Origin of the sequence: Lactobacillus selangorensis, from assembly GCF_001437205.1 — a bacterium.
Taxonomy (GTDB): domain Bacteria; phylum Bacillota; class Bacilli; order Lactobacillales; family Lactobacillaceae; genus Paralactobacillus; species Paralactobacillus selangorensis.
Window position 1 is genome coordinate 472,464 of the sequence record NZ_JQAZ01000002.1, and the last position, 18,995, is coordinate 491,458.

General features: G+C 44.2%; 15 protein-coding genes, 1 tRNA gene and 1 pseudogene. 10 read left to right on the plus strand and 7 right to left on the minus strand.

The window, feature by feature from the left end:
- Positions 1-44: 44 nt before the first annotated feature.
- Both IV40_RS04790 and IV40_RS04795 read right to left on the minus strand, forming a co-directional pair.
- Positions 45-554, minus strand: coding sequence for a GNAT family N-acetyltransferase (locus IV40_RS04790; RefSeq protein ID WP_057769228.1), 510 nt, complete (start codon positions 552-554; stop codon positions 45-47).
- A gap of 169 nt (positions 555-723) precedes the next feature.
- Positions 724-796: transfer RNA gene (locus IV40_RS04795), tRNA-Ala, on the minus strand.
- A 173-nt stretch (positions 797-969) separates the two neighbouring features.
- Between IV40_RS04795 and trxA the strand changes: the two genes are divergently transcribed.
- The 4 genes from trxA to IV40_RS04815 all read left to right on the plus strand — a co-directional run bounded on the left by trxA (position 970) and on the right by IV40_RS04815 (position 4,403).
- Positions 970-1,305, plus strand: a complete 336-nt coding sequence (trxA, locus tag IV40_RS04800; RefSeq protein ID WP_057769267.1) for a thioredoxin — start codon at positions 970-972, stop codon at positions 1,303-1,305.
- A gap of 489 nt (positions 1,306-1,794) precedes the next feature.
- A complete protein-coding gene (locus IV40_RS04805) occupies positions 1,795-2,994 on the plus strand; it encodes an MFS transporter (RefSeq protein WP_057769229.1) in 1,200 nt (399 codons plus the stop codon).
- A 10-nt stretch (positions 2,995-3,004) separates the two neighbouring features.
- Positions 3,005-3,871, plus strand: coding sequence for a pyridoxamine kinase (locus IV40_RS04810; RefSeq protein ID WP_057769230.1), 867 nt, complete (start codon positions 3,005-3,007; stop codon positions 3,869-3,871).
- A complete protein-coding gene (locus tag IV40_RS04815; RefSeq protein WP_057769231.1) occupies positions 3,852-4,403 on the plus strand; it encodes an ECF transporter S component in 552 nt (183 codons plus the stop codon). Before IV40_RS04810 ends, IV40_RS04815 begins: the two co-directional genes overlap by 20 nt.
- Before the next feature lie 36 nt (positions 4,404-4,439).
- Here IV40_RS04815 and IV40_RS04820 read toward each other — a convergent pair whose 3' ends face one another.
- The 5 genes from IV40_RS04820 to IV40_RS04840 form a co-directional block, all read right to left on the minus strand.
- A complete protein-coding gene (locus tag IV40_RS04820) occupies positions 4,440-5,897 on the minus strand; it encodes a glycoside hydrolase family 1 protein (protein WP_057769232.1) in 1,458 nt (485 codons plus the stop codon).
- Between the two features lie 29 nt (positions 5,898-5,926).
- The gene (locus tag IV40_RS04825) at positions 5,927-6,877 is read right to left on the minus strand and encodes an ROK family protein (protein ID WP_057769233.1); all 951 of its coding nucleotides are present in this window, start codon (positions 6,875-6,877) and stop codon (positions 5,927-5,929) included.
- A 55-nt stretch (positions 6,878-6,932) separates the two neighbouring features.
- Positions 6,933-8,474 (minus strand): DUF5060 domain-containing protein, encoded by a 1,542-nt coding sequence (locus IV40_RS04830; RefSeq protein WP_057769234.1) that lies wholly within the window; start codon positions 8,472-8,474, stop codon positions 6,933-6,935.
- A gap of 18 nt (positions 8,475-8,492) precedes the next feature.
- Positions 8,493-9,707 carry an MFS transporter gene (locus IV40_RS04835; RefSeq protein ID WP_057769235.1) on the minus strand — a complete coding sequence of 405 codons (1,215 nt, stop codon included), beginning with the start codon at positions 9,705-9,707 and terminating at the stop codon, positions 8,493-8,495.
- A gap of 193 nt (positions 9,708-9,900) precedes the next feature.
- Positions 9,901-10,911: a LacI family DNA-binding transcriptional regulator gene (locus IV40_RS04840; protein ID WP_057769236.1), complete on the minus strand. Its 1,011-nt coding sequence runs from the start codon at positions 10,909-10,911 to the stop codon at positions 9,901-9,903.
- 138 nt (positions 10,912-11,049) lie between these two features.
- On the opposite strand from IV40_RS04840, the gene IV40_RS04845 reads away from it, so the two are divergent.
- The 6 genes and pseudogenes from IV40_RS04845 to IV40_RS04870 all read left to right on the plus strand — a co-directional run.
- Positions 11,050-12,486 carry an L-fucose/L-arabinose isomerase family protein gene (locus tag IV40_RS04845; RefSeq protein WP_057769237.1) on the plus strand — a complete coding sequence of 479 codons (1,437 nt, stop codon included), beginning with the start codon at positions 11,050-11,052 and terminating at the stop codon, positions 12,484-12,486.
- Positions 12,487-13,320, plus strand: a complete 834-nt coding sequence (locus IV40_RS04850; RefSeq protein WP_057769238.1) for a transketolase — start codon at positions 12,487-12,489, stop codon at positions 13,318-13,320.
- Positions 13,313-14,254, plus strand: coding sequence for a transketolase family protein (locus IV40_RS04855; protein ID WP_057769239.1), 942 nt, complete (start codon positions 13,313-13,315; stop codon positions 14,252-14,254). The genes IV40_RS04850 and IV40_RS04855 overlap by 8 nt, the downstream gene beginning before the upstream one ends.
- A 15-nt stretch (positions 14,255-14,269) precedes the next feature.
- Complete coding sequence (locus IV40_RS04860; RefSeq protein ID WP_057769240.1) at positions 14,270-15,715, plus strand: FGGY-family carbohydrate kinase; 1,446 nt, start codon at positions 14,270-14,272, stop codon at positions 15,713-15,715.
- Positions 15,716-15,862: 147 nt separating this feature from the next.
- Positions 15,863-18,259, plus strand: a complete 2,397-nt coding sequence (locus IV40_RS04865) for a phosphoketolase family protein (RefSeq protein ID WP_057769241.1) — start codon at positions 15,863-15,865, stop codon at positions 18,257-18,259.
- 119 nt (positions 18,260-18,378) lie between these two features.
- Positions 18,379-18,995: pseudogene (locus IV40_RS04870) on the plus strand (acetate kinase); the annotation flags it as partial.

Sequence of the window (18,995 nt, forward strand, 5' to 3'; positions counted from 1 at the left end):
AAAAACCCTTGGCAAAATTATTTGCCAAGGGTTTTTATGATTGTCTACTGTTGCCATTGCAATTGAACATTATCGTTGGTGACGGCAAGCTGTTTGAAACCAAGTGTGGCTAAAATCGAAGCGGCGAGATGGTCGTCGGCTGATAATGTGATCGACAACTGTTTGAGGTTGAGTTCCCGTTGTGCAAAGGCAACCACATATTGAAATAATTCATTTAATTCTTCTGTATTCTGCCGGTCCAATGACATTTCATAATGGAGCGTGGCCTGGGTCCGTTCGGCCATAAAATCGGCTAATTCAATTAAACCGATGAACTGATGGGTCGTGCGCTGGCTGAAACCCCAAGTCAGGGCTTGATTGGCCATGATTGTCTGCATCGTATGATTGATATAATAAGCTGTTTCTTTCATATCGTGGTCAGGTTCACGGTCATTCTGCTGGGCAATTTCAGTATTGCTGCGCAGTGCATAAATATCCTTCAGCGGATAAGCCGTCAGCCAGTTCAGCTGAACGTGTTCCGTCATCATCGGATGATAAGCTTCGAATGGAATCATTTCGGTCAACTCCTTTTTGAAAAGTGTAGCACGGAATAAAAGTCAGGAGAAAAAAAGAATCTCGATTGGCATGATTTGATTCGGACGTATTTAGGTTAAAGAAGCACAAAAAAAAACGGCACCCGAATCAACTCAGATGCTGTCGCGCACGATTTCACTGTTGTTAAAATGGACCCTAACGGATTTGAACCGTCGACCTCTTGCATGCGAAGCAAGCGCTCTCCCAGCTGAGCTAAGGGCCCGTACACTTTTTATTTTAGCACAACTGTTCAAAAAGTGTCGAGTAAAAAAATGAACCGGCAGCTCAGACTAAGAACGGTCAGCTTGGGCGGTGCCGCTGGCTGGCAAATTGACAGAAATTGCTGGTCAAGGTAAGATTGAAGACAAATACTTTACGGAAGCGAGGTCTGAAAAAGTGACGATTAAGGTAACAGCTGCAAATTTTAACGATGTAACTGCTGACGGGCTGGTTGTGGTCGATTTTTGGGCCGAATGGTGCCCGCCATGCAAAATGATGGCCCCAATCCTGGAAGAGCTCGACACAGCTTATGGCGATCGATTGACCATTGCCAAACTGAACGTCGATCACAATCAAAATATTGCGGAACAATATGGCATTCAAAGTATCCCGACCCTGCTTGTTTTCAAAAATGGGAAGGCGAGCGAAAAGGTAACTGGATTTTATCCAAAGACCAAGCTGCAAACTTACTTTGATCAAAAAATTGCTGAAATGACAACCGTAGAAGAATGATTGGCAGGTAAAAAGCCGGGGCAAAGGGATTTGTTCCGGCTATTTGTTTAGAATGATTGAAATGAAAATGCGGCAGAGTTGGGGGCCGTGTTTTCGGAAACGCGTTTCGAAGCACTGGCAATTTCGCTGAAGCGACTTTTCCTAGTGAGCCTAAAACGCTCACCACGTCAAAGTAGACTTCATGCTCATTGCCAAACCGTGCTTCGTCACGCTCTGGTTGTAAACGCGTTCCAAGTAACTGCCCGTTTGCGTTTAAGTCATTTCGACTGCAATTCTCAAACAACGAGAATTTTGTCGAAATTTTCTTAAGCCGCACGGCCACCCGTTACTTGTCACGCTCTGATGTAAACGCGTTTCAAACAACCAGCGGCCTCGTTTAGCGTCTTTTCCATGAATTTTAATAGCAAAATTCATGGAAAAGACTTGCTAAGCCTCGGCTGCTGACCCGTTGTTCGTCACGCTCTCAAAAAAGAGGAGTTATTTAATTTTATGGAAGTTCAACGACAGAGATTCTCCTGGCCGCTATTCCTGAGTCCCTTCATATCACGTTTGGGGGATTCATTGTACGTGTTCGGGCTGAACTGGTTCGTAGTCAAAGCGACCGGAACGGCTTCGATGCTGGGGATGGTGCAGGGGATTGGCGGAATCGTCCTGATGGTCGGCGATATTATGGCTGGTCCATTGGTCGACGGCTACAACCGCAAATGGATTATGGCGATGTCCGATCTGATTAGTTTTATCGCTTGTGCGATTTTAGCGACGATCGTGAATGTCAACAATCCTGAGTTTTATCAATTAGTATTACTAACGTGCATTATGGATATCGGCTGGGCGTTCAATTATCCGGCTGCCAAAGCCATCATTCCTGAAGTGATCACGCCACAGTATCTGGAAGGCTTCAACGCCTATTCCAACACGGCGTTTAACTTGGCTAACGTGATTGCACCTTTGATTGGCGGTGTTTTACTGACCATTTCTTGGATTGATTTCCGGACCTTCCTATGGATCAATGCCGGTTCATTTCTGCTGTCGCTGGTGCTGACGATTTCACTTCGTTACCATCCAATCCAGAATGACCGGCCCAGTTTATCGATTTGGGAAAGTCTCAAAGAGGGATTTCAGTATATTTGGCAGAAAAAGATTCTAGCGTTGCTGGTTGCCATCGATGCGACGGTCAACTTCTTTTACGCCGGGGTCAATTTGCTGCTGCCGTATGATGTCAATCATTACTATAACGGCAACGAAAAATACTACAGTTATGTGCTAAGCCTGCTGGCGGTCGGTGGTTTGATCGGCGGCTTGACTTTAGTGCATACGCATTCGAAGGTAAAAATTCAGAAAATTCTGATTGATATCCTGTCGCTCGGCATTGTGATGATTGTCGGCGGTCTGTGGATTAGCTATCCCGTCTTATTAGTGGTCGGGGCACTGTTCGGGTTTTACATTTCCCGCATCGGCGTTCGTTTAATGACAATGGTTCAGAACCGCACCGAAATCGCCTATTTGGGGCGTGTATTCGGGATCTGGTTCTTGTCGGTCGATAGCATGCAGCCAATCGGCGACTTTGTGTTCGGATTTGTGATTGATTGGTTCAAGCATCAGACGTTCTTCATTTTAGGCGCCATTTTGCTGATTAGCGTGGTTCTGATTGCCGTAATCCTGCGCCGGCATCGCAGTGCGGCCGTTTAGAGGAGGAAAAATGCAAAAACAAGTTCTGATTACAGAAGACTTGTCCTGCATTGGGCAAGTGTCGATGGGCGTGACGCTGCCGATTTTAGCGGCGCTTGATGACAATCCGTTTATACTGCCGACAGCGTTACTCTCGACGCACACCGGTGGTTTTGGAGACAACACCAATTTAGATTTAACGGCCGAAATGTACAAGATTCTGGCTCATTGGCGGACACTGAAGCTGGATTTAGACGGCATTTATTGCGGCTATTTGGGCATGAATCAGATTGATGTTATTTTGCAGGCCGTTTTACCGCAAAAGCAGACAGCACTGACACTGGTCGATCCAGTGATGGCCGATGAAGGCAAGCTGTATCGGGGTTTCACCATGGATTATGTCGCTAAAATGCGCCAGCTGGTTCAACGAGCGGATATCATTGTCCCTAATTTGACCGAAGCGAGTTTATTATTAGGGCAGCCGCTCCACGATGAGCCGTACGCACTCGATGAAATCAGTGCCATCCTGCAGCAATTACGAACTAAAACGGGTGCCAGCGTCATTTTGACGGGCCTGCCGATTTCGGCCGCACAGATTGCAGTGGTTGGTTTGGAACGTGGGGCCAATGAGCCATGGTTGTTGGAACAGCCCCGAATTGCGGGTCATTATTTTGGCAGTGGGGATTTATTTGCCAGTGTCCTGTTTGGATTGCGCTTAGCCGGTTTTTCACTGTATCATGCCGCCGAGATTGCCATGGAATTCACTTCGAAAGGGATTGTGACGACGTACCAGCAGCACAGCGATGTCCGGTTCGGCATCAACGCCATGGCTGCTCTGCCATGGTTATTAGAACGGTTGAATGAAGGAGTCGAAGAGAATGGATCAAGGAAAAAATAATTTACGCAAAGTCATTTTTACAGGGTTATGGGCCGCCATTATTTATATCGGGATTTGGCTGTTACGGATTCCAGTTCCAGCACCAGTCGGCAATCCGTTCATCCATTTCGGCAATGCCCTGACGGTGTTAGCCGTTTTATTCTTGGGGACACGTGACGGAATGATTGCCGGTGCAATCGGGCTCGGCGGTTTCGACGTTTTAAACGGCTATGCCGCCACTTCCTGGCTGACCGTGCTCGAAGTCGTTGTTCTAGCCTCGGTCGTCGGCGGACTGTTCAAATTATTTCACGATCAAGACCGGCCGACGTGGCACATCATTGTAATCGGCATTGCCGCCGGTTTAACCAAGATTGTCACGTCCTATCTGGTGTCGATCGTCGAAGCACTGATGGCCGGAACAGCCATGAAAGTTGCCGTCGTGGCAGCGTTTGTCAGCTTGCCAGCCACCGTCATCAATTCAATTTCAACGGCGATTATTGTACCGATTTTGTATTATATTTTGAAACGAGTGTTTAAAAGTATACGGCATTAAAAAAGATCCGGAAAAAATCCGGATCTTTTTTAATGCTTATAAATCAGCACCATTGGATTGAATGACTTTTTGATACCAATAGAAGGAATCCTTTGGCGTCCGTTTCAGAGTGCCATTGCCTTGGTCATCACGATCGACATAGATGAAACCGTAACGTTTCGACATTTGGCCGGTCCCAGCTGAAACAAGGTCGATGCAACCCCAGCTCGTGTAACCGATCAGATTAACGCCGTCTTTGATAGCCTGGTCCATTGCCTGAATATGTTCTTTCAGATAGTTGATGCGATATGGATCGTGAATCGTACCATCAGCTTTGACAGTATCTTTGGCACCCAGACCGTTTTCAACAACCATAATCGGCAGATGATAGCGGTCGTAGATGATTTCAAGGTAATATTGCAATCCCATCGGGTCATCCGCCCATTGCCATTCGGAGTAGTGCAAATAGGGGTTCTTGGCACCCATCGAGAAGTTGCCGCCGACTTTTTCATCGGTAGTATGGGTCGTGACAGTGCTCGACATATAGTACGAGAAGGTGTACAGATCAACGGTGCCTTTTTTTAATTCAGCCAGGTCTTCGTCTGTTATATCGAGATGAACATGATGCGCATCCCATAGCCGCTTGGCATAGGTCGGGTATTCGCCAAAACACTGTACATCGCCGCTGTAGAAAATGTTTTGTTCCCAATTATAACGATTCTGCAGGATATCCTTTGGATCTGGGGTGAGGGGATACGAAACGATGCCGCAGATCATGCAGCCGATTTGAAAATCGGGATTGATAGCATGCCCGATTTGAACAGCCTTGGCACTAGCCACATATTGATAATGAAGCTGTTGATAGGCAGCCTGATAATCTGCGTCAGTTGCGCCGCCTTGTTTCATATCAAGAAACATAATCGTTGTATTAATTTCGTTGAAGGTCAGCCAGTATTTTACCTGATCTTTGTAAGCTTCGAAGACAGTTTGAGCAAAGTGCGCATAAAAGTCGATCAGTTTGCGATTGTTCCAACCATCGTAATGTTCTTCTAGATATAAAGGCAGTTCATAATGAGAGATTGTGACTAAGGGTTCGATGTTGTACTTGTGCAGTTCATTGAAAACGTCGTGGTAGAAAGCTAACCCAGCTTGATTAGGCTCCTGTTCATCGCCATGCGGAAAGATTCGGGACCATGAAATCGACATTCGAAAGGTTTTGAATCCCATTTGGGCAAAGAGGGCAATGTCCTCCTTGTAATGATGGTAAAAATCGATGCCGACGTGATTGGGGTAGTATTCATCCGGCAAGATTGCACCTTCAGCGCCCTGCGGCAAAGAATCAGCCTTGCCAGTCGTTCCATCCGGCATTCGATAAGTCACTTGCCGCCGCTGATGCAGAGACCCAGCCGTTGTAATATCCATAACCGACAGACCTCGCCCATCGACATCGTAGGCACCTTCAATTTGATTAGCAGCCGTTGCGCCGCCCCATAAAAAGTTTTTTGGAAAAGTCATGTGTTTAAAATCCTCCATTTCTTATTTTATTAACGAATGATGTTGTTGAGTGCTGCTGACCGTTGTGGTGCTTCGTTATCTATTTGCAGGAGATAGCTGTACAGCGCACCAAAAAGATTTGCATCGTTGCCGAACTTAGCCTGCTTGATGTCTATGGAACCGAACTCATCGGCAACGAACGCATTCTTCTGAAGCAACTTGTGCAGTTCACTGTGAATTGTCTGGATCACGATCGGCTGAGCACTAATACCACCACCGATCACATAGCGATCGACGTCCAGAATTGCCTGTAAAGAAAGGATTAACTTGGCAACATGATTGCAATAATCAGTAAATGTTGACCCAATACGGGGATCGTTATTGTTAATGTATTGGAATACCTCTTGTCCATCAGTCGGATCCGGTAAATTGAGTTTTTTGCCGATTGTCGTGACCATTTGAACAGCGGAAACTGTCGCCCCAACAGCATTTTTCATGTAATTATCACTAGTATAGTTGTCAAGAATAAAACTGAACTCGCCGGCCATCAGATTGCGTCCGTAATAAAGATGATTGTTGAGCACGATGCCACCACCGACACCAGTTCCTAAAACGATAGCAACTCCTGAATGAATCTGGTTCAGATTACCGAGCCATAATTCGGCTAAAGCTGCCGATTTACCATCATTTTCGATATTAACCGGCAAATTATAAGGTGTGCCAAATAACTCACGAAAGTTGATGTTATCAAGGAAAGTCAGTGCACCACCATGATAAACAATTCCGGATTGATTGTCGATTTTACCAGGAATCGAAAAAGTGATTCCACGAATCTGCTCCTGCATCTTGGTAATGAGCGAACGAACCACTGCCACAAAAGCATCCAAATCGGAGGAGGGTGTCTTTATCTTGCCTTTCTGATTGATGTTTCCAGAACGATCGATCAGGGCATATTTAATATTTGTACCACCAATATCAATACTTAAATAATCTTTTTTCATTGAAAAGAACTCCTTAAATAAAAAAGGTGAAGCTGATTCACCTTTTAGATCAATCTTATTTTCTTGTTAGTAAAAGGGCTTGATAGTTTTTCCGTGGTAAATGGAAATAATCTTTGTTATTAATTTCTTCGGGAAAGTCCTTAATTGTCATATTCCAAGTATCAATCAATTGTGCCGTATAAGTAGCATCATCATCCAAAAAGTCCAAAAGCTCAAATTCAGGCTGGTTTTCGCCAAAGTAAACAATTGCTTTTTGTCCATTTGGTGATTCGCCAACGGCTAATTCCCAATGCCCACCTTCAGTTGCCATAGGAATGACATAATTAAATCCATTATCTTCAAGCAATTGTTTAAAGTAGTTGATCCGTTTTTGACTTTCACCATAAAGCTTGCCGCCATGAGCCCACCAGATCGGACGCTTTGTATTCGGCTTATCAATATAGGTTTCACCATGGGTTGCATAGCCGCCACGTAAAACGATCCGATAGAAATTATCCATCATGCCTTCTGCGGTATTATCACCAAAACCAAATTCAATATTGCCTTCATAACGGCATTCATCAACAACAATCGGCTTGTCGTATTCATCAAGCCACTTAGGAACTAAGAAAACATTATCGGTCTGAATACTTAAATGAGTGATCCATGGCTTAGTCTGATCGTACCAATTCTTGGTCGTATCTTTATGTTGTGGCGGATCATAGAAATTATGAATTGAGACAAGATGAGCACTTGGATCTTCTCGCTGAACAGTTTTGCCAATGAAATCCCATGCTTCAAGTGGTTTCTGGCCAACAAGTGCCATCAAATCATACTCATTGGATAAGGCCCACCAAACATTTTTCAGGCTGGCGAAACGAGCAATGACATATTGCAGGTAGAGTTGATCAAATTTTTTACCCATGCGTGCAAATCCCCAACTGTCATATGGATGGAAAAGAATTAGGTCAGCTTCAACCCCTAAATTATCTAAGGCTTGAATCTGTTTTTCAAGATGCTGGAAGTATTCGGGAATAAATTTTGAAAAATCGAAACCTATATCTTCTGGTTTTAACATCCAAGTCGTTGAATCAAATGTGTCAGATACCTTTTTAGGAGCACCTTCATAAGGATACATTTTTGGCTGTGCGGTGTTGTAGCTGTATGATTTGGGAAAAATCAGCATTCTGATTTTATTGAATTTATTTTCTTTTAATGTTTGTAATGTTTGCTGTTGGGTCTCGGGGCTTTGAAAACACCAAGCATAGGCTGTAGTTCCGAATGGCATATATGGTGTGCCATCTGCATATGCAAAATGGGTTTGACCTGCAACACGGACAGGACCATGATTGCCTTTTTCAGCAGGTGTGCATTCAAATTCATCTGTCTGATGATTCAATTCTGAAACATTTGAATCAGTTGTAACAGTCCATTTGCCGATTTCCTCAGGCATGAAACGGACTTTATACTGGCCATTGCCATCGTAGAAGCCACGTACACGTGTTGTATGATTGTTAAAGAAGAAAGTAGCAAATAAAGTAACATCGGTAAATGGATTTCCTGATGTTGGACCATTTAAAGTGAATTCATAAACTTTCCATTGTTCACATGTTTTCATATTAAAAATTCCTTTCTTTTAAGCTTTGACAGCCTTGCTGCTATGTTGACGACTGGCCATTAAAATGATAAAGACAATTGCTAAGACACCCATAATGCCGGCACAAATGATGAATGAGAAGGCAGCATCTGTTTTGCCAAATAATTTACCTAAGTAAGACAATGAATAAGGTGAGAAGTAGGCACCCAAGTTATTTAAGACCATTGCCATTGAAATGGCAAAGTTTTTAGAGGCATCTGGTGCACTGTCAAGAACAGTACCGTAAACATATGGAATTAACAATGAAGTCGAGCTGATTAAAACGGCATAAACGGTAAACATAATCATATTTGGAACATGTGCCATTCCAATAAAGCCAATTGCACCAACAACACAAACGGCAATTGGGGTTGCATGCTTGAGTACTTTAAAGATTGGGCCATATGACATTACGATTAGGGCGCCTAATAAACCCGAAACGGCTAATGCAGTGCCTAAAAAGCCTTGGTTGCTGACCTTTAATTGTTGCAATGCTAATCCAGAGTTTGTGTAAAGAGCCATAACGGCGTTGAAGTAAACAAAGAGCATTAACATCCCGACGATAACGACTAATGGTAATTTTTTACTTCCTGATTCAGTGTTAGCGTTTGTTTTTTCGGTAGTCGCTTCTGCAGCTGATTCAGATTTTTCAACGTGTTTAGGGTAACCAATATAGAAGAGGACAAAAATCGGTGCCAAAACTAAGTAAACGAGATATGATGATTGCCAATTGATACCAACTAGTAAGCCAGCAACAAAGGTCGCAAAACTAGAACCGAATGTCGATAATGCCGATTGCATTCCTAATAGATTTTTCTGTTCATCACCACTAAAGAAGTCGCCGATCAAGCTGACTGCTAATGGTGTGTAAAGACCAGTCCCAGCACCAAAGATGAATCGCAATACTTTGATCATCGTAAAATTAGAAACAAATGCAGGACCAACACCACCGATTAAAGCGAGTGCTAGACCAAGAAAAACTGTATTTCGTTTGCCAAGCTTTTTTACAAACCATGTGTCAAATAAAATGAAGAGCATGATTGAAAACGATGGGATAGTCACTAGCGTTTGAACCGAAGTAGCACTTTGATTACTGAAACTAGCCATCATTCCAGTTACAGCAACTGAAATGGCACTGGCAGCCTGCAACATAAATGAAATTGATAAAATACCAACTTTTAGCAACGTTGAATGCTTTTTTTTGACATCAGTCATAATATAATTCCTCCTATGTGATTGGATAGATGTGAAAATATTTGTACAAATATTGGATATTATGTATCCGTTTTCTTTTTAACATCTTTAAATTAACACGCTGTTTTTTAATAGTCAAGTTTAATTTATTAAACTAAAAATAAAATAAGAGCGAAACCTAAACAGGTTTCGCTCTTTTAGTTTGTCGAAAAATTTAAAGGGATTGCCGTTGTACCAATGTGGTGGCGACAAGTGTTTTTTGTGCATTCCAATTAGAAGATTCAAGCTGACCTTGCAGCTGATGCAGGGCTTGGCGTGCCATTTGTTCAGCCGGAACATGGATTGTTGATAATTCTGGTGAAATTAAGGTTGCACCGTAAATATCATCAAAGCCCATTACCGCAACATCATCTGGCACGGTAATCTTTTCCTTTTGGGCGGCTTTGATAAGACGAAGGGCGATGTAATCATCTTCGCAGAAGATTGCTTTTGGTAGATTCTTTCCATAGGAACTTAGTTTTAGTCCTTGTGGTTCGAGTTCGGTTGGTGAAATATAGTAGAAATGATCATTTGTAATGTGAACGCCGGCATCACTTAACGCATCATGAAAACCGCGCCGACGGCCATTAAAGTTGGAAATTAGTTTATCAGATGCAAAGTAACCAATATCCCGATAACCTTTGGATAAAATGTAACGTGCGGCTAACTGCGCCCCCTGATAATTGTCCATCGTCACAAAATCGGCATTGATCTCTTTGAAGTACGTATCTAGAAAAACAACGTTATGCAACTGTTCGTTGATCAGCATGACTTGTTTTTTCGTTAGATCGGTGCCTAAAACCAGTACGCCATGGTGGCTCGTACGAGCAACTGCATCGATTTTTTCGTTAAGATCATCGGCCTGAATGGTAACAGTCCGCAAACTGCCCTGAAGATGATTGACGTTAGTTGACAGTGCCGAAATCAAATCGTTGAAAAAGGGCAGGCTCTGATAGTTGTTTTGAACCACACCACTCGTGGTGACAACCAAAAAAGTGACTTCACCAATGCCGGTTTCAATGTCTTTATGGCTTTTGCGTAATGGCGTATAGCCTTGTTCGGCAATAATTCCTAATATTTTTTGACGTGTATCTTCACTGATCCCTGGTTTGCCGTTTAAGGCAAGCGATACAGCAGATTTGGAAACATGGGCCATATCTGCGATATCACTCATTTTTAATTTCATAATGGGACCTCCTTTAGCTTTCTCAACTAAAATAATACTAAATTAAATAAAAAAATGCAAAAATTAGTTGAAATTATTTTACTAAAATAATACACTTAGTTTTGTTGAAGTTTATAAAAGTGTTTAGGAGGAATCATAATGACTCAAATTAAACTCGGTTTTGCACCCACACGCCGCAATATTTTTTCGGCCGATGCAGCCATTGAATACGCCGATTTAACACGGGACAAATTAAATCAAATGGGCGTTGATTACGTCGATATTAAAGAAATTAACGATGACGGCTTGTTGTATGACGATGAGGGCATGGAGAAAATTGCTGCTAAATTTCAAGCAGCGCACATCGATGGACTCTTTTTAGCCAATGAAAACTTTGGGACTGAATATGAATGTGCGCGTCTAGCTAAAAAACTGAATGTTCCAGTTTTGCTATGGGGTCCTAAAGATGAAGCGCCAGCAGCTGATGGTTCACGTTTACGGGATACACAGTGCGGCTTGTTTGCGATTGGGAAGGTTCTGCGTCGTTTTAATGTGCCGTTTACATATTTAGTGAATGTTGCTATCGATGATCCTGAATTCGAGCGTGGCGTCAACGATTTTATCAAGGTTTGCAACATTGTGAAGACCTTCAAGAACACTCGGATTCTCCAAGTGGGCCCACGTCCATTCGATTTCTGGTCAACGATGGTTAATGAAGGCGAATTACTTGAAAAGTTCAACATTTCCTTATCCCCAATTCCATTGGAAGAATTAGTCAAGGAAATTCATCGCTTGCAAGATGAGAATAATCCTGAAATTCAAAAGACAATGGATTATTTGAAAGAAATTGCCGACGTTGAAATCAGCGACCAGGATTTGAACATGGTGGCTGCACTCAAGATTGCTTTATCTAATAAGATGAAGGAATACGGATGCAATGCCGGTGCTATTCAATGCTGGACGGCGTTGCAAGATGAAATCGGTATTTTGCCATATGCGTCTGAATCTTTGTTACAAGATGAAGGAACGCCAGTGACCTGTGAAACAGATATTCATGGGGTGATTTCCGAATTATTGGTTGAAGCCGCAACCATGGATGATGAAAAAGCCATTTTTGCCGATGTCAACTGCCGCCACCCAGAAAACAAGAATGGCGAATTGTTACAGCATTTAGGTGTCTTTCCATATTCAACAGCTAAGAACAAGCCGATTTTGCCAAAGAGTCATTTCGTCTTTGATTTTCCAGGTTCAGTTGGATTTGAAGCCAAAGATGGCGAATACACTTTATGCCGTTTTGATGGCGATCATGGTGAATACAAGCTGCTGCTCGGTAATGCCAAAACTTGTGACGGGCCTTATGAACAGGGGACTTATGCTTGGCTGCAATTTGCTAATCTGAATCGTTTCGAAACAAAACTGGTTTATGGCCCTTACATCCATCATATGGCCGCTGTTCGGGCTGATGTCGTCCCAGTTTTATATGAAGCTTGCAAGTATCTTGGGGTCACACCCGATTTCTACGATCCAATCGAAGACGACGTCAAAGCTTACTTACGGGGCGATATTAAGTCGATTGTAACAAAGGAGGAAAACTAAATGGCAACGACAAGAGAATTAGAATTGAAAGCCGCAGAAATGCGTAAAGCGACTTGGGAAATGATTTATCGGGCGAAAACCGGACATACAGGTTCAGACCTCTCCTGTGCCGATATTTTAGTGGCTTTATATAATCAGGTTTTGAAGCAGACTCCAGCAACATTTACGGACCCGAATCGAGATCGTTACATCCAATCTAAGGGGCATGCGGTTGAAATTCTGTATAATGTTTTAGCCGATCAAGGTTATTTTCCTAAATCCGACTTATTAACGTATTCGCAATTCAATTCACCTTATATCGGTCATCCGACCAACCATATCAATGGGATTGAATTGAATACCGGTTCATTAGGGCATGGCCTTGGCTTGAGTGTTGGGGTTGCCCTAGCTGGCAAACTCGATCACCGTGATTATCATGTGTACACCTTGATGGGTGATGGCGAACAGGCAGAAGGTTCCGTTTGGGAAGCAGCGATGTCAGCTGGTAACTATAAGCTGGACAACTTAACCGCCATCATCGATCACAATCGTCTGCAGATTAGCGGACCAACAGCCGATGTGATGAACAGCGAGCCATTAGCTGATAAGTACCGTGCCTTTGGATTCGATGTGGTTGAAATCGATGGCAATAATATGGCCGAACTCGTTTCGGCTTTATCAACGACGAATACGCCAGAACGGCCGAAGCTGATTTTGGCCGACACAATTAAAGGCAAAGGCATCAGCTTTGCCGAAAATCAGGCCGCATGGCATCATAAAGTGCCGACAGCAGAACAATATCAGCAGGGCTTGGATGAATTAAACGCAGTGATTGGAGGATTGCAAAATGAGTAAGGGTGCAAAAGCAGGAGATGTGATTTGTTCTGAATTGATCGATGCAGCAACAAAGAACCGTGATATTTTAGCGGTAACAAGTGATTCACGGGGCTCAGCCTCTTTGAATCCGTTCGCAGCAGCATTGCCGGACCAATTGATTGAAATGGGGATTGCCGAACAGAATTCGGTAACCGTCAGTGCAGGCATGGCTCACTCCGGCAAACGTCCATTCGTCTTTTCACCAGCGTCCTTCTTAACGATGCGCAGTATTGAACAAGTCAAAGATGACGTTGCTTATTCAAATACGAATGTCAAACTGATTGGGATTTCTGGCGGGAATTCCTACAGTGTCTTGGGTGCCACCCATCATTCTTTGCAGGACTTAGCCATCACACGTGCGATTCCGAATCTGCAGGTTTATATGCCAGCCGACCAATATCAAACGGCTGCTTTGATTCAGTATTTAACGCAATCGGCTCAGCCGGCCTATGTTCGAATCGGGAAAAAGGTTTTGCCGGATATTTATGCAGATGAAGCAGCGGCATTCACAAAACCTGGAAAAGGCAATGTGATTTACGACAAAGGAAACGATGTGACTTTGATTTCAGCTGGTGAAACGCTCAGTATCGCTTTGGATGCCGCCCAACAATTAGAACAAGCCGGAATTCACGCAAAGGTTGTCGACTTAGTCAGCATCAAGCCGTTAGACGTTGACTTGCTGAACCGAATGGCCGACCAGACCCATCATTTTGTCACCCTTGAAGAACATAGTATCTATGGCGGCCTTGGTTCAGCTGTTGCCGAAGCAGTTGCACCTCGTGGCGATACAAAGGTCGATATCATTGGTTTTCCAGATGAACCAGTGATTGCTGGGACACAGGATGAAGTGTTCCAATATTATGGAATGGATGCAGCGTCTGTGGTCAAAAAAGTGCAGACGTGGCTGCAGTGATGAGAGGTGAGCAGCATGGTGCCTTTGACACTGGCCATTGACCAGAGCACACAGGGAACAAAAGTGATGCTGGTCGAATCAAATGGGACGATCCGTTTTAAAACAAGCCGTTCCCATCGTCAGCTCATCAGTGATGCTGGCTGGATCAGCCATGATCTGAATGAAGTTGAAAATAATCTGAATGAATTAATTCGCACTGCCTTGGACCATCGGCAGGATGGGTGTATCCAATCAGTAGCGATTACGAATCAACGTGAAACCGCAGCCTGCTGGTCACGTTCCACCGGACAACCACTGGCACCGGCAATCGTCTGGCAAGACAATCGTGCGGAAAAACTGACTGATGAATTGGCCCAGCACAAATTGGCCGCTGACATCCAAACACGGACCGGTTTAGCTTTATCGCCGTATTTTACGGCGGCTAAATTCGACTGGCTGCTGCAGAATGTGCCGGCCGTCCAACAAGCGCACAAGCAGGACGATTTATGTTTCGGCACAATTGATAGCTGGCTTGTTTTCATTCTGACAAATGGACAAGCATTCAAAACGGAACCCAGCAATGCGTGCCGCACGCAGCTGATGGACCTCGATTCTTGTGAATGGGATGCTGATTTGTGCAAATTCTTCGGGGTCCCAATGGCGGCCTTGCCTACTATTGTTGATTCAGATAGTTCATTCGGCATGACGAATTTGTTCGGTCTATTATCTGAACCAGTCCCAATTACGAGTGTCCTGGGCGACTCACAGGCAGCCCTCTATGCAGAGGGGTGTCGGCAGGCAGGGCAGCTGAAGGTGACTTTTGGGACCGGGTCATCAATCATGCTCAACACCGGCGACCAGCAGATTGCCAATATTGATGGTCTGAATACATCGATTGCCTGGCGAAAACAAGGCCGGACAACCTATGTCTTAGAAGGCAATGTCAATTATTCTGGGGCAATCGTCAGCTGGCTGAAGAATAATCTTCATTTAATTGATGATCCAGCTGTCACAGACGAGATGGCCCAGCAGGCGTCACCAGCCGATACGACGATGCTGATTCCGGCTTTCAGCGGGATGGCCGCTCCGTATAATCTGCCGGCAATGAAGGCCATTTTATCTGGAATGACAATGCTGACCGGCAGAAATGAAATTGTGCGAGCAGGATTGAATGCAGTTGCCTATCAGATTGCCGATATTTTGCGATTGATGCGGAAAGCATTTCCGACTCTCGAGCTGGTTCATGCTGATGGCGGCATGATCAAAAATCATTATTTGATGCAGCGTTTAAGCGACATGACGCAACAGAAAATTGCGGTTTCGTCGGTACAGGAGCTTAGCGGTGTCGGGACGGCTTTAAATGGCATGCCCGTCGAGTCGTTACCGCATTTTGAACAAACGCTTTATGAAGCAAAAATGCCGATTAAACAGGCCCAACAGCAAATTGCGGCTTGGCAAACGCAAATTGCACAATTTGCTTAATATTTAGAATGCCCTGTGTTTGGGGTATTTCTTCGTCCCCAATATTGGACCAATCCAATTTAAAAATTGGGTTGACGCTGGACATAAAACGCGTATGATAATGCTTGTAAACGTTTAAAGCAAAAATGGTCATGAAGGAGAACGATTATGACAACTAAAACAGATTCCAAATATGATACACAAGACTATTTAAAAAAGGTGGATACTTACTGGCGGGCAGCGAATTATTTGTCCGTTGGGCAATTATTCTTACGCGACAATCCTTTATTAAAAGGGGAAATCACCAGCGACGATATTAAATTACGTCCAATCGGCCATTGGGGCACGATTGCACCGCAAAACTTCATTTATGCGCATTTGAACCGTGCCATTTTGAAGTATGACTTGAACATGTTCTACATCGAAGGTTCCGGTCATGGCGGTCAGGTCATGGTTTCTAATTCCTATTTGGATGGTTCTTACAGTGAAATCTATCCGAATATTTCTCAGGATGAAAAAGGAATGCAGCGTTTATTCAAACAGTTCTCATTCCCAGGCGGCGTAGCTTCGCATGCTGCGCCTGAAACACCAGGTTCGATTCATGAAGGTGGGGAATTAGGTTATTCGATTTCGCATGGGGTCGGTGCTATTTTAGATAACCCCGATGTCATTGCGGCAGTCGAAGTCGGCGACGGCGAATCCGAAACGGGACCACTGGCTGCTTCCTTGTTCTCCAATAAATTTATCAATCCGATTCATGATGGTGCTGTTTTGCCGATTATCCAGATTAACGGTTTCAAGATTTCCAACCCGACAATCTTGTCACGAATGAGCGATGAAGACCTCGAAAAGTACTACTCAGGTTTAGGCTGGGACCCAATCTTTGTCGAAACTGATGGCACTGACCATATGGCCGCCCATGAAGAAATGGCCAAGGCTATGGACCAGGCGATTGAAAAAATCAAGGCTATTCAAAAGAATGCTCGTGATAATAACGATGAGAGCCTGCCAAGCTGGCCGATGATTATTTTACGGGCACCAAAAGGCTGGACGGGTCCCAAGAAGAACCTCGATGGCAAGCCGATCGAAAATTCATTCCGTGCCCATCAGGTTCCGATTCCTGTCGATGGCGAACACATGGAACACATCGATATGCTGCTTGACTGGATGAAGTCGTACCATAGCGAAGATGCTTTCAATGCAGACGGCACCCCTAAAGAAGTCATCGCTGAAGTTACGCCGAAGGGCGACCAGCGGATGGCCAAGAACCCGATTACCAACGGCGGGCTCGACCCGAAGCCGTTAAAGCTCGAAGACATTCGCAAATTTGCCGTTCCGGCTTCAGATTTGAAGCGCAACGATGTTCAGCTGATGGATACCGAAGTTTTATCGAAGTTTGTGGCCGATACAATGGTTGAAAATCCGACCAACTTCCGGATTTTCGGACCTGATGAAACAGCTTCGAACCGTTTGTACGAACCGTTTAAAGTTACCAGCCGTCAATGGATGGAAGATATTCATGAGCCAAACGATGAATGGATGGCTCACAGTGGTCGTGTAATCGATTCGCAGTTGTCCGAACATCAGGATGAAGGCTGGCTCGAAGGCTACGTTCTGACGGGCCGTCATGGGTTCTTTGCTTCCTACGAAGCCTTTACACGTGTAGTTGATTCAATGCTGACACAACATTACAAGTGGCTGCGCAAGGCTCAAGAACAACCATGGCGTCATGATTACCCATCTTTGAACATCATCAATTCTTCTGATGCCTTCCAGCAGGATCACAATGGGTACACCCATCAAGACCCAGGTATGTTAGGCCATTTGGCTGAAAAGGGGCATGAATTGGTCAACGAATATATCCCAACGGATGCCAACTCACTCTTAGCCGTCATGAATAAGTCCTTGCAGAGCCGTGAAGTCATCAACTTGATTGTTGCGTCCAAGCACCCTCGTACACAGTGGTTCACGATTGAAGAAGCTACTGAATTAGTTAATAATGGTTTGGGCATCGTGCCTTGGGCTTCTAACGATGATGGGGTTGAACCAGATATTATCTTCGCCACTGCCGGTACAGAAGCAACGATGGAAAGTTTGGCTGCCATTACTTTGCTGCTGAAGGCCTTCCCTGATTTGAAGGTTCGTTTCATCAACATCGTCGATATTCTGAAATTACGGAAGAAGGGCGACGATCAAGATGACCGTGGCTTGACCGATGAAGAATTCGACCGTTACTTCACCACTGATAAACCAGTGATTATGGCCTTCCATGGTTTTGAAAACACGTATCGTGGCCTCGTTTATGACCGTCACAATCACAACATTCATTTCCATGGCTACCGTGAAAACGGCGATATCACGACGCCATTCGATATGCGTGTCTTGAATGAATTAGATCGTTTCCATTTAGCTAAGGATGCCATCAATATGACCCAATATGCCGAAAAAGCCGGCGACTTCAGCCAGCACATGGACGATATGGTTGCCAAGCACAATCAGTATATCCGTGACAATGGGGTTGATTTGCCCGAAGTTGAAAATTGGCAGTGGAAAGACCTTCAATAAAAATACTGCGGAATGTGTTTGAATTATTTTCATCTAAACAAGAACGTTTGTTGAAATAAAAATACAAAAGCCAATCTGGGAAACTGGATTGGCTTTTGCTCTATAAAGGAGTGCATAAAATGGCAAAAGTATTAGCAATTAACGCCGGCAGCTCGACTTTAAAGTGGAAACTCTATGAAATGCCGGCTCAAACTGTGATTGATAGCGGCGATATCGATCGGATCGGCTTGCCGAATTCGGTCTTAACCATCAAAACGACCGCTGGCCAGAAACAGAAAAAAACTTACAATCAGCTTACCTACAGTCAAGGTGCCACCCTAATCGTCAACCACATGCTCAATGATAAAATCATCACCAATCTCGATGAAATCAAGGCCATCGGACACCGGATCGTATCTGGCGGTGAGATTTTTAAGCAATCGACGGTCGTCACGAATCAAGTTTTGAAGCAAATTAAGGAACTGGGCCAATTTACGCCTTTGCATAATCCCGTCGAAGCACAGTTTATCGAACTCTTTCAGAAATTGATTCCGAACGCCGCTGAAGTTGCCGTTTTTGATACGGCGCTTTATGTCGATATGCCCAAGGCCGATTATTTATACAGTCTGCCTTATGAATACTATCAAAAATACGGGGTCCGTAAATATGGTGCACATGGGACCAGCCATCGTTACGTCTCGCAACGTGCCGCTGCGATTTTAGAACGGCCCCTTAGAACGTGTTTGGATACTTTGAC